General features: G+C 49.7%; 17 protein-coding genes. 8 read left to right on the top strand and 9 right to left on the bottom strand.

Features of this window, described 5'->3' with window-relative positions:
* Window positions 1–3 precede the first annotated feature (3 nt).
* The 5 genes from ACYSNS_RS02020 (at window position 4) to ACYSNS_RS02000 (ending at window position 4268) form a co-directional block, all read left to right on the top strand.
* On the top strand, window positions 4–1305 hold the full coding sequence (locus ACYSNS_RS02020) for a c-type cytochrome (protein WP_461721452.1): 1302 nt from the start codon (window positions 4–6) through the stop codon (window positions 1303–1305).
* A gap of 118 nt (window positions 1306–1423) precedes the next feature.
* The gene (locus ACYSNS_RS02015; RefSeq protein WP_461721451.1) at window positions 1424–2230 is read left to right on the top strand and encodes a lysophospholipid acyltransferase family protein; all 807 of its coding nucleotides are present in this window, start codon (window positions 1424–1426) and stop codon (window positions 2228–2230) included.
* 97 nt (window positions 2231–2327) lie between these two features.
* Entirely contained in the window at window positions 2328–3002 is a 675-nt protein-coding gene (locus ACYSNS_RS02010; RefSeq protein WP_461721450.1) for an energy-coupling factor ABC transporter ATP-binding protein, read from the top strand.
* Entirely contained in the window at window positions 2999–3610 is a 612-nt protein-coding gene (locus ACYSNS_RS02005; RefSeq protein ID WP_461721449.1) for an energy-coupling factor transporter transmembrane component T family protein, read from the top strand. The genes ACYSNS_RS02010 and ACYSNS_RS02005 overlap by 4 nt, the downstream gene beginning before the upstream one ends.
* Window positions 3611–3704: 94 nt before the next feature.
* On the top strand, window positions 3705–4268 hold the full coding sequence (locus ACYSNS_RS02000; protein ID WP_461721448.1) for a biotin transporter BioY: 564 nt from the start codon (window positions 3705–3707) through the stop codon (window positions 4266–4268).
* A gap of 87 nt (window positions 4269–4355) precedes the next feature.
* Here the strand turns inward: ACYSNS_RS02000 and ACYSNS_RS01995 are convergent, their stop codons facing one another.
* Window positions 4356–4805: a universal stress protein gene (locus tag ACYSNS_RS01995; protein ID WP_461721447.1), complete on the bottom strand. Its 450-nt coding sequence runs from the start codon at window positions 4803–4805 to the stop codon at window positions 4356–4358.
* A 360-nt stretch (window positions 4806–5165) separates the two neighbouring features.
* Here ACYSNS_RS01995 and ACYSNS_RS01990 point away from each other — a divergent pair, with 360 nt between their 5' ends.
* Together ACYSNS_RS01990 and ACYSNS_RS01985 are read left to right on the top strand one after the other, a co-directional pair.
* A complete protein-coding gene (locus tag ACYSNS_RS01990; protein WP_461721446.1) occupies window positions 5166–6251 on the top strand; it encodes a D-alanyl-D-alanine carboxypeptidase family protein in 1086 nt (361 codons plus the stop codon).
* Window positions 6248–7339, top strand: coding sequence for a CobW family GTP-binding protein (locus ACYSNS_RS01985; protein WP_461721445.1), 1092 nt, complete (start codon window positions 6248–6250; stop codon window positions 7337–7339). The genes ACYSNS_RS01990 and ACYSNS_RS01985 overlap by 4 nt, the downstream gene beginning before the upstream one ends.
* Before the next feature lie 164 nt (window positions 7340–7503).
* Here the strand turns inward: ACYSNS_RS01985 and ACYSNS_RS01980 are convergent, their stop codons facing one another.
* From ACYSNS_RS01980 to tsaD, 8 genes are all read right to left on the bottom strand, one after another.
* The gene (locus ACYSNS_RS01980; protein WP_461721444.1) at window positions 7504–7725 is read right to left on the bottom strand and encodes a sulfurtransferase TusA family protein; all 222 of its coding nucleotides are present in this window, start codon (window positions 7723–7725) and stop codon (window positions 7504–7506) included.
* Window positions 7718–8902 (bottom strand): L,D-transpeptidase family protein, encoded by a 1185-nt coding sequence (locus ACYSNS_RS01975; protein ID WP_461721443.1) that lies wholly within the window; start codon window positions 8900–8902, stop codon window positions 7718–7720. Before ACYSNS_RS01975 ends, ACYSNS_RS01980 begins: the two co-directional genes overlap by 8 nt.
* A 133-nt stretch (window positions 8903–9035) precedes the next feature.
* Window positions 9036–9932 carry a L,D-transpeptidase family protein gene (locus ACYSNS_RS01970; protein ID WP_461721442.1) on the bottom strand — a complete coding sequence of 299 codons (897 nt, stop codon included), beginning with the start codon at window positions 9930–9932 and terminating at the stop codon, window positions 9036–9038.
* Between the two features lie 257 nt (window positions 9933–10189).
* A complete protein-coding gene (locus ACYSNS_RS01965; RefSeq protein ID WP_461721441.1) occupies window positions 10190–10876 on the bottom strand; it encodes a class I SAM-dependent methyltransferase in 687 nt (228 codons plus the stop codon).
* Window positions 10828–11256 carry an EVE domain-containing protein gene (locus tag ACYSNS_RS01960; RefSeq protein WP_461721440.1) on the bottom strand — a complete coding sequence of 143 codons (429 nt, stop codon included), beginning with the start codon at window positions 11254–11256 and terminating at the stop codon, window positions 10828–10830. The genes ACYSNS_RS01965 and ACYSNS_RS01960 overlap by 49 nt, the downstream gene beginning before the upstream one ends.
* Window positions 11257–11260: 4 nt before the next feature.
* Window positions 11261–11551, bottom strand: a complete 291-nt coding sequence (locus tag ACYSNS_RS01955) for a YciI-like protein (RefSeq protein ID WP_461721439.1) — start codon at window positions 11549–11551, stop codon at window positions 11261–11263.
* Between the two features lie 3 nt (window positions 11552–11554).
* The gene (locus ACYSNS_RS01950) at window positions 11555–12541 is read right to left on the bottom strand and encodes an NAD(P)H-dependent glycerol-3-phosphate dehydrogenase (protein ID WP_461721438.1); all 987 of its coding nucleotides are present in this window, start codon (window positions 12539–12541) and stop codon (window positions 11555–11557) included.
* Entirely contained in the window at window positions 12538–13617 is a 1080-nt protein-coding gene (gene tsaD, locus ACYSNS_RS01945; RefSeq protein ID WP_461721437.1) for a tRNA (adenosine(37)-N6)-threonylcarbamoyltransferase complex transferase subunit TsaD, read from the bottom strand. The genes ACYSNS_RS01950 and tsaD overlap by 4 nt, the downstream gene beginning before the upstream one ends.
* A 151-nt stretch (window positions 13618–13768) precedes the next feature.
* Here tsaD and ACYSNS_RS01940 point away from each other — a divergent pair, with 151 nt between their 5' ends.
* Window positions 13769–14455 (top strand): uroporphyrinogen-III synthase, encoded by a 687-nt coding sequence (locus ACYSNS_RS01940; RefSeq protein WP_461721436.1) that lies wholly within the window; start codon window positions 13769–13771, stop codon window positions 14453–14455.
* Window positions 14456–14479: the final 24 nt, after the last annotated feature.

Here is a 14479-nt window from a genome sequence, read left to right as displayed (position 1 = left end):
CTGATGAAACGTTTTCTCAAGCTTATTCTCGGATTGGTTATCTTGGCAATTGTCGCTATTTGCGCCATTATCTTTGTACCCATCCAACGAACCGGCCCGACAGAAGCCCTGACACCCGATTTCAAGCCGGAGCAAGGGCGTGGCGAGTATCTCGCGAAAATGGCTGATTGTGCCGCTTGTCATACCAAACCCGATGGCGTGCCTTATGGCGGCGGTCGCGAGGTTGCAAGCCCGTTTGGCATTATCTATTCATCCAACATAACACCGGATGAAAATGGTATAAAAGGTATGTCGCTTGATCAGTTCCGCGCGGCACTGCGTGATGGTATCGGGAAAAACGGCCAGCTGCTTTATCCTGCTATGCCTTACGAAAATTATCGTAAAATCAGTGAGCCGGATGTCGTGGCGCTTTATGATTATTTCATGCACGAGGTGAAGCCGGTTTCGCAAAAAGTGCAGCAAACCAATCTGACATTTCCGTTTAATCAACGCTGGGGTATTCGCCTGTGGAACTGGTTCGCCATTTCTGACAAGGCTGGATTTCAGCCCCGCTTCAATGATGCAAAACTTGATCGTGGAGCCTATCTGGTTGAGAGTCTGGGCCATTGCAGTGCCTGCCATACGCCGCGCGATATGCTGTTCCGTCAATCCGGGCTTACCAGTGCCAGTGACAAGTTCCTGACCGGCGAAACGATTGATGGCTGGTATGGACCGAATTTGCGCAGCCCGGATTCGTCTGTTGCAGCGTGGAGCCCCAGTGACCTGAAAGCCTATTTGCAAACAGGTCGCAATGCTCACACAGCCGTTGTCGGGCCGATGCAGCTTGTCGTTGGTGAGTCGATGCAGTTTGCTACAGACGACGATATGGATGCCATCGTTGCTTATCTCAAGCACATTGCATTGCCAGGCCAGCGCAGCCAACTCGTACGTGATCCGCAAAAGACCACTGCCATGCTGACGCAAGCCAATCCCGATATGGCGCTTGGTGCGAGACTTTACATGGACAACTGCAATGCCTGCCACTTTGTGAATGCCAAGGGTGCTTCTGGGGTATTCCCTGAATTGGACGGTGCAAAAATTGTGAATGCCAAAGATCCGAGCGGCCTTCTGCATGTTATTCTGGATGGAGCGCGCATGCCTTCAACCTTGAAGAGACCGGCAGATATAGCGATGCCTGGCTTTGGCTGGCGGTTGAACGATGATGAAGTAGCAGCTCTTGCAACCTTCCTGCGTTCGAGCTGGACCAATGATGCGCCTGCAGTCAACGCTGCCGAAGTTGCAAAACTTCGCGGTAAAGCTGAATAAAAGCAGCGTTCTCACAGAAATGAAAACGGCCTTCGGGCCGTTTTTTTATTGAGGTGTTTTCTTGTTTCAATTTGCTTTATAAGCGATGCTGGTTTGGAACTATCAAAATGGAAACATCATGGTGCTTGCGCTCAGATCGATTTTATTCACGGCAGCTTTCTATCTGACAACATTTGTCCAGATGATCATCTACGCACCTTTTTATTTTTTAATGCCGCGCAAAAAAGCATGGATTGTTCCTAAAACTTGGGCGCGCGTCACACTGTTTCTGCAAAAATATATCGCTGGCACCGACTATGAGGTTGAGGGGCGGGAAAACCTGCCTAAAGGCGCTTATATCATAGCACCAAAACACCAGTCTGCATGGGAAACATTCGGTCTTGTCCCGCAATTGGATGATCCATCGCTGATTATGAAACGCGAACTGACATGGATACCGATATTTGGTTGGTATATGGCTAAAACCCAGATTATTCCGATCGATCGTGGTTCACCGCTGAAAGCGATGAAAACTGTTCTGAATGGTGCCAAGGAAAAGGCAGCCCAAGGCCGTCAAATTCTCATCTTCCCGGAAGGAACGCGGCGTCAACCCGGTGCAGAACCAGACTATAAGCCCGGCATCATGGCAATATATAACGAGTTGGGTTTGCAGGTTGTGCCCATCGCACATAATGCCGGACTGTATTGGCCGCGTGGCAATTTCCGGCGTTACCCCGGAAAGATCCGTGTACGCATCCTGCCTCCTATCGAGGCGGGATTGAATAAGAAAGAGTTTATGGCCCGTCTTGTTCAACTGACCGAGACCGCTTGCGACGAATTGCTGCTTGCCGCAGCCCGCGACCACAATCCACCCCCTATGCCGCCAACGGCTGTAAAACGACTGCAGCAGCTCGGTCTCAATTGGACAGGGCCAGTTCGGGACTGACGGTCTTGTGTGCAGGCTTTACACAACATGAAGGGTGGTTTGCAACGATGATCAATGGAGGTCAAATTATCAGATTGACGGTCCGTGGTGTCTCGCGATGATAGAGCTCCTGAATGTCAGTGTCATTGCCGGTGAAGTTTCGATTCTCGACACGATCAATTTGCGCCTTTCGGAACAACGTATCGCGATAATCGGGGCGAATGGTTCCGGTAAAAGCACTTTTGCACGTCTGTTGAACGGGCTTCGACTGCCGCAAAAGGGCAAAGTGCTTGTCGACGGGCTTGATACCCAGAAGGACGGAAAGCATATTCGTCGTAAGGTCGGCTTTGTATTTCAAAATCCCGATAACCAGATCGTCATGCCGGTTGTCGAAGAAGACCTTGCCTTCGGTATGAAAAATATCGGTCTCGATAAGGCGGAAATTGCGCGTCGTATTGATTTTGTATTGGAGCGCTATGGCTTGCAGGATGCAAGGTTGCAGCCCGTACAACAATTAAGTGGCGGGCAAAAACAGTTGCTGTCGATTTGCGGTGTTTTGGCAATGGAACCGGAGACGATTATTTTCGATGAGCCTACAACGCAGCTCGATCTGCGCAACAAGCGCAAGATCACCGAGACGATCTTGGCGCTGCCGCAGCAAGCCATCGTTGTTTCCCACGATCTAGATATGTTGCAGACATTTGACCGGCTGTTGGTGTTCGATCATGGTCAAGTCGTCTGTGATGATGTTCCGGCGGCAGCGATCGCTTTTTACCAGAGGCTTTTGTCATGATGGATCCGTCATACGGGTGTTCATTCATACACCGTTTGCCGACCGGCTTTAAATTGTTCATGATTTTTGCTATCAGTATCGTTCTATTTGTATGGCCGTTACTATCGGCCAGTGTTGCGACGCTGATAATCACTGTATCGCTTTATGTGATTGCGGGGTTCACGATTAGAAAACCCTTCCAACTCTTGCGCGGCATTTGGTGGCTGTTATTGGCTCTGTTCATTATCCAGTATTTTAATAGCAACTGGGAAAATGGCGCTCTGGTGTGCTTGCGCCTTTCAGCGTTATTTCTGCTGGCAGGCTTGGTCACATTGACTACACCGTTCATTAAAATGATGGACAGCCTTGAACGGATTTTTTCATTCACGAGACTTTTCGGTGTCAATCCAGCCAAAATCTCGCTTGCTTTATCTTTAACGCTGCGTTTCATTCCTCTTTTCAGACAATTGACGCAAGAGGTGCGTGAAGCGCAAAAGGCGCGCGGTTTGGAAAACAACCTGTTGGCACTGATTTTACCGGTTATTATCCGCAGCATGAAAATGCAGGATGATGTTGCAGCCGCCATTGAGGCACGATGTTATGATGCCGGTGATTTGAAACATGACTAACGTATTTCCCGAAAAATGCAATTAAACTAAAGAAGCCGAGCGCTCGTTTGATGAAAAAAAACCTGCACGCGTCCAACAGAAAATCGGAGAGAGAATGACAATCAAAGATATTGTAGCGATAGCCCTTTTTGCAGCATTGATTGCCGCTTTAGGCTTTATACCCGCCATTCCCGTGCCAGTTATTCCGGTGCCGATAACGGCGCAACTTCTGGGGGTTATTTTGGCTGGTGCAGTGTTAGGTGCAAAACGGGGGTTTTGCGCCTGTTTGGTTTTGCTTATTCTCGTTGCCGCCGGCTTACCGCTGCTTCCCGGTGGCCGTGGCGGTATTTCCGTGTTTTTCGGCCCTTCAACCGGCTATCTTATCGGTTTTCCTATAGCGGCTTGGGTTATCGGTGCGCTCTACGCTTTGTTTCGTAATAATCTCACGCCTGTGAAAGAAATCATTGCCTTGGCTACGGGTGCCATCCTCGTCGATCACGGTCTTGGCGTCATCTGGTTGGCGCATATGATTGATATAAGCTATGGCAAGGCGCTTCTTGGCGATCTCATTTTCATCCCCGGCGATCTTGTTAAAGTCGCTATTGCATTTTTTATTGTTAGAGCTCTCAGAAAAGCACTGCCGGATCTCATGCAACATCAGCTACCAAGGCCGCGGTGATGCGTTAAAGATAGGCAGCGCCATAGACCAAGTTCAAAGAAAAAGCGGGCTTAGAGCCCGCTTTTTCCGTTGATGATTTGGTATAGTTTATTTTACCACCATTACCGGTCGCTCGCTCATTGCCAGCACTTCTGAGGCTTGGCTGCCGAGAATGAGACGGTTGACGCCGCGTCGTCCATGCGATGCAACGATGATAAGATCGGCATCATGCTCGTTGGCGGCATCAACAATACCGGCTGCTGCCAGCTGATTTTCGGCGTGGATTCCTTTGGCTTTTACGCCGACCTGTTCAGCCTTGTTTAAGGCGCCTTCAAGGATTTTGCGTGCGCCATCTTCCATTTCCTTACGGAATTCGTCGAATGCGCCGGGGCTTGCCGCCCATTCTGCGCCAACAACAATACCATAAGAAGGCATAAGGCTGGTGACTGTAACCACAAAAACTTCACCACCGGTTTTTTTCGCCAATTCAATGGCGGCATCTACACCGCGGTCGGCCAATTCTGATCCGTCAGTTGCGACAAGAATACGTTCATACATGATGTTTTCCTTCCCTCTTCAATTTGCACCTTCTGCTATATCCCGCAGATAAGACTTTTTCTGACTTGCTTCAATGCCATGAAACTGCGGCATTTTGTACTTATATCATGTTGCGGGAGGCTCGGCATCCTTGTTTTGAGTGGATGGTTGTGAAAGCAAGGCAAAGGGTTTGAAGTCGGATGAGGTCACATGCGATCAATCGTGATCGTTTTCCTTCCAAACGGTTGATATGTTGGTTCAGGATTTCGGGATCAACATTCAATCTGCGGCGCTGCCTACACAGTTGTGTTTTGTTTTTCTGGCAAAGCTGGGTTAAATAGATAACAATCGGCAAGACCGGAAAGATTTGGATTATTGAATATGCTTAGACGAATGGGCGGCTTTGCCGTTTTTATAATGTTGATGTTGATTGGTACGATAGCCCGTGCCAATCCTTACATTGCGGTTGATGTGGCGACGGGACGTGTATTGGCCCATCATGAGGCGTTTGACCGTTGGTATCCGGCGTCTTTGACAAAGATGATGACCGCCTATGTCACATTTCGCGCCCTACAGGCCGGCGAGGTAACGCCGCAGACGCGGGTGACAATCAGTGCGGCGGCAGCCAAGGCACCGCCCAGCCATTCAGGGTATAAACCAGGTTCTGTGCTTGATCTCGATACGGCGCTTTCCATCACGATGGTCAAATCAACCAATGATCTTGCAACGGCCATTGGGGAAACCGTTGGCGGCTCACAGGCAGCCTTTGTTGACCGTATGAATGCCGAGGCGCAACGTTTGGGTATGTTTGGCAGCCATTTTGCCAATGCCAATGGCTTGCCCGATCCGAACAATTATTCCACTGCACGAGATATCGCTGTTCTTGCCGTGCAAATCCGTCGGGAATTTCCGCAATATGCACATTACTTTTCCATTCCGGCTATTGATTTCGGAGATGGTAGAAAGATCGAACAGAATTCCAATAATCTGATTGGTCGTTTTTCCGGTGCTGACGGAATGAAAACCGGATTTATCTGTGCATCCGGTTTCAACCTTGCAGCATCTGCCACACGCAATGGCCGCACAATTGTAGCGGTGGTTTTAGGTGCTGAACGCATTGATCAGCGTGAAGCGCTGGCTGCCAAACTTCTCAATGATGGTTTTGCAAATCAAGGCTCGTCACAAACAACATTGGCGACATTGCAGCCCTATGGGACGAAATTGGCGCAAATCACCAATGTGCGTGATCAGATATGCAATGAAGATGCCTGGAAAGTCCGCATGCAATATCGCGATGAAAAAGGCAAAACGATCTTCAATTCGCCTTTTATCAATGCAATGCCAAGTCAATTGCAGGTGATGCAAGTTCGATTGATTTCAGCGCCTGCACCTGTCAAACCGGGTGAGATTCCGGCGTGGAAGGTTCCAATCCCTGCTCAACGCCCCGCTTATGGAACGATGCAATGAGTCATGTACCACAACGAATTCCTGTAACGGTTGTGACTGGTTTCCTCGGTTCAGGAAAAACAACACTGTTAAATCGTATTCTGAATGATCCGCTTCTTGCCGATACGGCCGTTATCGTCAATGAATTCGGCGAAGTCGGGATAGACCATTTATTGGTCGAGCAGGCCAATGAAGGTATTATCGAATTGTCGGACGGTTGCCTATGTTGCACCATGCGTGGTGATCTTATGGACACTTTGGCCAATCTGATCGATCGGCTACAAACCGGACGCATAGCGCGATTGAAGCGCATCATCATCGAGACCACCGGACTTGCCGATCCTGCGCCCATCCTACAGGCAATAATGGGTCATCCTGCAATGTTACAGTCTTTCGTGATCGATGGCGTGGTTACAACGGTTGAAGCCGTGAATGGACTTTCAACATTGTTCAAGCACGAAGAAGCGCGCAAACAGGTCGCTTTCGCCGATAGGATCGTTCTAACCAAAACGGATCTGCTGCAAGAAGGAGACGATGCTCTTCCACTGCTGAAGGAATTGTCTTGTCTCAACCCCACTGCCTCGATTCTTCGGGCTAATGATCCGGCTTTTCAACCGCTCGCTTTGATTGATATCGGCGTATTTGATGTGGAAAGCAAAACGTCTGATGTAAAAAATTGGCTCGCTGCCCATATGCACGACCATCACCACCACCATCATGATGTGAACCGACACAGCCGGACAATCCGCGCTTTTGCACTCACCCATGATGAAGCAATACCCTATGCGGCACTGGATGCGTTTATCGATCTGCTACGGGGACTGCATGGCCCGCAAATGCTGCGTATGAAAGGTATCGTCGCTTTGGCTGAAGATCCTGGCCGACCGGTTATCATTCATGGTGTGCAGACCTTGTTTCACCCGCCGGTACGGTTAGATGCATGGCCCGATGATAATCGGCAGACCCGCTTGGTGATGATTACCGACGGTTTAGAGGAAGCGACGGTGCAAAAATTGTTCGATGCGTTTTTGAGCAAACCGGCTATCGACACGGCTGACCGTCATGCCATGATGGATAATCCATTAGCTATACCGGGAATAAAATTCTAATCGATAATGCTTGAACGGTTTTGACGTTTTGTCAGAGTAAATCCATTTTTAATTGCGGCATGGATTCACTCTAACTCTTTGTTTTGTCGCATTATCCTGACACAAAAGTCTGTCAACTTTTGTTGGAAATGCTCTCGAAACGAGTGGTATATGAACAGCGATCATCATATGATCGAAATGTGATAGACCCCGTCTTTATCTTCCACCTCGACAGAAAAACCGTTCTGGCGGCAATAATGGGTGATATCCAACGGCGCCAAAGGGTCATCGCTCAAGACAACGAGCCTGACATTTGGGGACAGGCTCTTTTTCTTTTTTTGTGTTTTTAAAAGAGGTAGCGGGCAGCGAAGCCCGCTCAAGTCGTAAATGACGGTTGTATCAACCACCGAATAACTTCCAGATCGATTTTTTCTCGACCGCCGGTTCAACCACAACCGGAGCTGTGGTGTTTGCGGCTTCCTCTTCTGCCAAAGACTGTCCTGTGACCGGCTTGGGTGCTGGTTTTACAGTGCTTGCAGTGGTTTCCACCGAAACGGGTGATTTGGCGGCAATAGCTGTTGGCGCTGCAATATCGGGTGCATTGGGCGCTTCGCTGGACGTTGGTGTCAAAGATGGTGGCTCGCGGGAAACCTTAACACCTGCTGCGCGCTTGCGGCTCCAATCGGCGACCAGTTTGGCCTCCTGCACACCTTGAATCGTTGGAGCAGGCGTTTTGGCCTTCTTTTCAGATGCTGAAGAAAAAGCGTCATCATATTTCTTCTGATAGGATGAATAGGCTGTCTGCAATGAAGGCTCATATGCTGCTGGCGGGCAGGCGCCTGCGGGTGACAGGCTTTCTCCATTCGCTGTACGGTTGAAGACATAGCGCCTTTCACACACATCAACCTTAGCGGGTCTGCGCGTGACTTCGAAAATGTCATAGCCTTCTTTCAACATAGTCCAGAATTTGTAATTCGGGTCCTTGCGGTAACGGGCCATATTGGCGGCCGTCATGCGGAATGGAAAGGCCTGCAGCTGAAATTCCCGTTGGCCGCCTTTGAAGGAATCGCGACCGAAGGCATAAATTTGAGCGATGTTTTCGTCGCTCATAGAATAACAACCCGACGATGAACATGCACCATGCACCATCAGGTGCTGGCCCGTGCGGCCATTGACTTGATCGTAAGCGTTGGGAAACCCGATGTTGAAGGCAAGATAATAGTTTGAATTCGGATTCATTTGGCCGGGACGGATGGTGTAGAAACCCTCAGGTGCCTGACGGTCACCTTCCATATATTTAGGACCAAGTTTTCCGGACCATTTGCAGATGTCATAGGATGCAATCAGATCATATTTGCCATTGCGGGTTTGTTTCCAAACCTCGACAGTGCTTTCTTCTTTGAAAACACGCACAACGATAGGCGAATATTTTTCCATATTCTTCGCCACCATTTTGTCTTGCACTTTTTTAGGCAATTCCTGCGTGGCCTTGCCGACTTGGGGCAAAGTTGCCGTTTCCTGACAGCCTGTCAGGATCGTGGCGGAAGCAAGAAATGATGCAAGAAGTACGGTTCTAAATTTCATACAAAAAGCTCCGAATGACCGTGTGCCGGACACATCGCATGTCCCAATTGCAAAATGACGATAACGGGACGATAATCCTTCATAACATATTGCCAAAAAAGATTAAACTTCCCCTAAGGCAAAAACTGTTTTCTCATTGTTTTGGCATAATAGGCTTTTTCATCGTCTCCAAAAGCTGCTCTTGCTCACCTGCCGCAGCATGACGGATAAACTCCATCATGTAACGGCGTTGATATGTTTTATCCAATGTTGCAATGAGGTTTTTATCCCCTGCCTTACAAAGAGTTTCTAGAGGTCTTTCATCATCATGGACCGCCGAAACGTAGTTTTTACCGCATATCTCGACCCGCGGTGGTTTATGCGTGATCTCGAAGATGTCATAGGCCGTCTTCAATTGTGTCCAGAACGCCATATTATCATCCATCGCATAAAGCTGCATATTTCGCGCATCAAGCCTGAACGGAAAGGCGTGAAAAGGGAAGCTTGTTTGACCGCCATCAAAACTTTCGCGCGCGAAAGCATAGATTTCTTCAATGCCAGCATCCGTCATTGCGTAGCAGCCAACAGATTTACAGGCACCGTGTACCATGAGAAACGATCCGTTGCGTCCATTGGCGCGATCGAAAGCATTGGGAAAGCCGATGTTGAATGCCAAATGGTAATTGGATTTTGGATGCATCTGCGCCGGGCCGATCTCATAAAATCCTTCCGGCGTTTGGTAATCACCTTCCTTGAATTTCGGCCCAAGCTTTCCTGACCACTTGCATATCTCATAAGCTTTCATCAGCCGGTATTGCCCATCACGCGCCTGCTTCCAAACCTCTACAATGCCTTCCTTTTTAAAGGCACGCAAATAGATCGGCGCTTGTGGGTCGATATTTTCAGCCTTCATTTTCTCCAGCAATATTGCCGGCAAAGGCTGTGATGCTTTGTCGAGACCTTGACTGTTGGCATAGTTGACAGCGATGACGATCACAAGAAATGCCACAATGACCGATAAAACAGCGCGGATGATTTGAAATATTCCCATGAAGGCCCTTTCATCCTCCTATTCAGTCGGTCTTCGGTGGACCGATATCATAGTTCTACCCTATGCATAGAAGCCCGACCGCGTTGTCTTTGACCATAAATTGCGGCAATCATGCGTTCATGCATTATATGGGAGATGATTTTCGCTTTTGCAGCGCTGTCATGGATGTTTGATGCAACATAGCGTTAACAATTACTGAATGATGAAGGGGTGAGACGCAATGTGATTGATATGAGCACTTTATGTCGGCATCATCGTTAAGCGCAGAATTGCCAGATCTGCACATCTTTATAATCCTGTTCTTCGATGGCCTTCGAAACCTTCATGTGGTAGCCGGCTTTTTTGGTTAATCCGCTTAAAGGTCTATAGGCCCGCCCAGGATCGCCAGCAAGTACCGTTGCACCACGTTTTGCCAAGCCATGCAGCCAGATAACAATAGGTTCGGTCATGGATTTGTCGTAGAAAATATCTCCCGCCAAAACCACATCCCATAAATCATCTCGACCAACAAGGTTATCTGCATCGACCGCCAAGGAAACCTTGTTCAAGGATGCATTGAGGGCAATAGCGTCACAAGCATAAGGGTCAATATCGTTGGCTAAAACGCTATCTGCGCCTGCTTGCCGTGCAGCAATGGCGACGAGGCCGGAGCCGGAAGCAAAATCGAGCACTCTCTTGCCCGCGACGATTTCAGGATTATCCAAAATATAACGTGCCAAACCTTCGCCGCCTGCCCACGCAAAAGCCCAAAAAGGTGGTGCAAGTGCCATAGCGTCAAGTTGATCTTGCGTCTTATGCCAGAGATCGTGAATCTCGTTGGCTTGGTAAAGCAGGATGCGATGGATGTTCAGGCATGGAACTGGTGCGGTATTGGCCAGAATGAACGCACGTCTGCTCATTCTGGTGCCGGTTGCAGGCCGCCCATCCGGCAAACTTCTATCCATTCATCTTTTGTAACCGGTTGTACTGAAAGGCGCATGGATGTGACCAAAGACATGTTTTCCAATTTGGGATTGGCTTTTACATCTTTCAAAGTAACAGGCTTCGGCATGTCGCAAACCGCACGGATATCAACACATTCCCAACGCGGATCATCGGTTGTTGTGTCATGGTGCGCGCGTGCGCATATTTCTACAATGCCAACCACTTCCAAACCTTCATTCGAGTGGTAAAAGAACCCTTTGTCATGCAATTGCATGGCGCGCATATTATTGCGCGCTTGATAGTTGCGAACACCATCCCATTGCTCACCTTGGTCGCCTTTGGCCTTTTGCATTTGCCAAGACCATTTGAACGGTTCCGATTTAAACAGCCAGTAAGCCATGGATTCAGCCTGCTTGAGGATTGTTGATGGTCCAATTCCAAGGACGGATTTCTGTATTGGCAAACAAACCGGCTTTTGCGTAAGGATCGCCAGCAGCGTAAGCAGCGGCTTCTTCCAGTGTCTGTGCCTCGACAACCATTAATGTGCCGTTTGCTTTGCCTTGATCATCTACAAAAGGTCCGGCAAATTTCAGCGTTGCACCAAGCCCTTGCAGATATTCCAGATGCACGGGACGTGTATCCAAACGCAATTGCAAATGGTCTTTTTTATCGTTGCAGATCACCGCATAAAGCATGGATCAGTCCTCCGGTTTCAAGGGTCGTGTTATCAGTGCCGTCACAGCATGGTCGATGGTTAATCGTCTGTCAAGCAAGGCGGCTACCGCCTCGATGATCGGCGCATCGATATTTTTGTCATGGCATAATTTGGCGGCAATGGGCGCTGTTGCTACACCTTCAGCCAATTTCAAGCCTTGGGTTGGTTTGCCCGCGCCCAATGCTGATCCGTAAGAGAAATTGCGCGATTGCGGCGATGAACACGTCAAAATAAGATCACCCAAGACAGAAAGGCCGGTCATGGTTTCAGCTTTTGCACCCATAGCTTGCCCGACACGGCGCAGCTCCGCGAAACCCCGCGTAACAAGGGCCGCTTGAGCGCTGGCACCCAATCCGCGCCCGCTTGCAGCACCCGCCGCCAATGCCAGAACATTTTTCAATGCGCCACCAATTTCCACACCGATAAGATCATCGCTGGAATAACAGCGGAAAACTGGCCCGGAAAGCAATGCGGCAAGATCATGGGCAAGATCAAGATTTCTGGCGGCAATGGTCACGGCTGTCGGTAGGCCGCGTGCAACATCATCAGCAAAGCTTGGGCCCGAGAGGGCAGCAATGTCATGATGGGGCAACAGATCTTCGGCAACATCGGACATAAAACGCCCTGTTTCCCGTTCGATACCTTTTGCACATAATATTAACGGGGCATTGCGTGGAATAAAGGCGGAAAATTCAGCAAGCGCGGAACCAAAGGATTGCGCCGGAATGACGCCCAGCACCAGATCGGCATCGGCAAGCGCCTTTGCAGGATCTGTCGTGGCACGAATATCGTCCGGCAATGTGATTCCCGGCAGATAACGGGCATTGATATGCTGGTTGTTTATCCCGTCAATCGTGGCAACATCACGACCGTAAAGTGCTACATTGTGCCCCAGCCGCCGTGCCATTGCCGCCAGCGCCGTACCCCAGGCACCACTGCCCATTACAGCAATTTTCTTACTTTTCGTCATGCCTTGGCTCCTCTTCTACCGGCACCGATCAACGGGGCGGATTTTTCATCCAGCGGCCAGCGGGAACGCGGTGCGATATCAAGCGTCGAGCTGTCCCCACGGGCAAAGTGTTCTGCACCCGCATAGGCGATCATGGCGGCATTATCCGTACAGAGTGCCAAAGGTGGAGCGACAAATTGAAAACCGTGGGCATCACATAGGTTCTGCAGTTCGGTGCGGATAGCCTGATTGGCAGCGACCCCCCCTGCCACGACCAGTGCTGGATGCGCACATTGAGGGAATTGTTCAACGAAACGCTGAAGGGAGCGACCAACGCGATCCGACAATGTGTCGGTGACGGCGAATTGGAAAGCTGCCGCAATATCGGCAACATCCTGCGGACTAAGCGGTGCCATGTCTGTTGCAGCTTGACGCACAGCGGTCTTCAATCCGGAGAAGGAAAAGTCCAGCCGCTTTTCGCCTTTTAAAGGCCGGGGTAGATCAATACGCTTGCGATCGCCTGACCGGGCGACGTGTTCCACAGCCGGCCCGCCCGGATATGGCAGTCCCAGCAATTTTGCGGTTTTGTCAAACGCCTCGCCCAAAGCATCATCAATTGTTGTGCCGAGACGTTCATAGTCGCCCAGCGCTTTTACGAGGATCATCTGGGTATGGCCGCCAGAGACGAGCAATAATAGGTAGGGGAAGGGCAGATTGTCTGTCAATCGGGCTGTCAGGGCATGCCCTTCGAGATGGTTGATGCCGAGAAAAGGCTTGTTCGCAGCCAAAGCAAGAGCTTTTGCAGTCATCAAACCGACAAGCAGCCCGCCGACAAGTCCGGGCCCGCTTGTTGCAGCGATGCCATCAACATCCGATAGCTGCATATCGGCCTGCCGGAGTGCGTTTTCTATCAAGCCATCGAGAATATCGACATGGGCACGGGCTGCGATTTCAGGGACAACACCGCCAAAAGGCGCGTGATCATCAATCTGGCTCCAGACAATATTCGATAGAATGCGCGCATTTCCATCATCATCACGCTCGACAATGGCGGCGGCTGTTTCATCGCAACTTGTTTCTATTCCCAAAACGCGCATTTCAGGCTAGACCCTTTTGATAAGATTGTTCGTGTGTCGGTATCATGGACAGACGAAGATGGAAACCGATTCTATCAAAATAGAAGTGTGTTATGGCAAAGGTTTGTTGACGGATTGATCAAAGCCTGCACCACAGGAAAAGGAGTTTCATATGGCAATTCTGGTAACGCGACCACTGCCGGGGGCACGCCGCACAGAACAACATTTGCGCGATATGAACTTGACTCCCTATGTATTGCCGCTGTGTGAAACACGTCCTTTGCAAATCAATCAGAAAGCTTTGATCGGCGATGCTTTGATCATCACAAGCGAAACGGTTTTTGTGCAAATGGATATCGCGCTTCAACAGGTTTTATTCGGCAAACCGCTTTATTGTGTCGGGCCACGCACCGCTGAGGCCGCGAAACAAGCGGGCTTTGCAAACATCGCCCTTGTTGCAGGCACAGCAGCACAATTGGTTGCCGCAATCGATTGTCCAACACATACCCAGTTTTTATATCTTGCCGGCCATGTCCGTGGTCCGGATTTGGAACGACTTCTGGCTGAACGATATGACCATGTAAGGGTGGTTGAAGTTTACGATACCAAACCGATAAAATTGAACGCGCAACAATTAGCGGCATTGCCGAAAAGAATAGAAGTTGTGATGCTTTATTCCGCTATGGCAGCCATGGAACTGGAGCAGATCGGTGCATATCTTAACCCCTCGACTGTCTTGTTGTGTTTATCGACACGCATAGCGCAGGCGATACCAAAAACGATATCCCAGATACCGGTGATCGCCTATGAGCCGCATGAAGAAGCGATGCTGGAAGGGATTGAAGCGGTACTGGTTTGATAACGATGCGGGAACGTGGCGACC

This window comes from Bartonella sp. LJL80 (assembly GCF_054871565.1).
The sequence above is the reverse complement of the archived record's forward strand: the minus strand, read 5'-3'. Positions and strand labels throughout refer to the sequence as shown.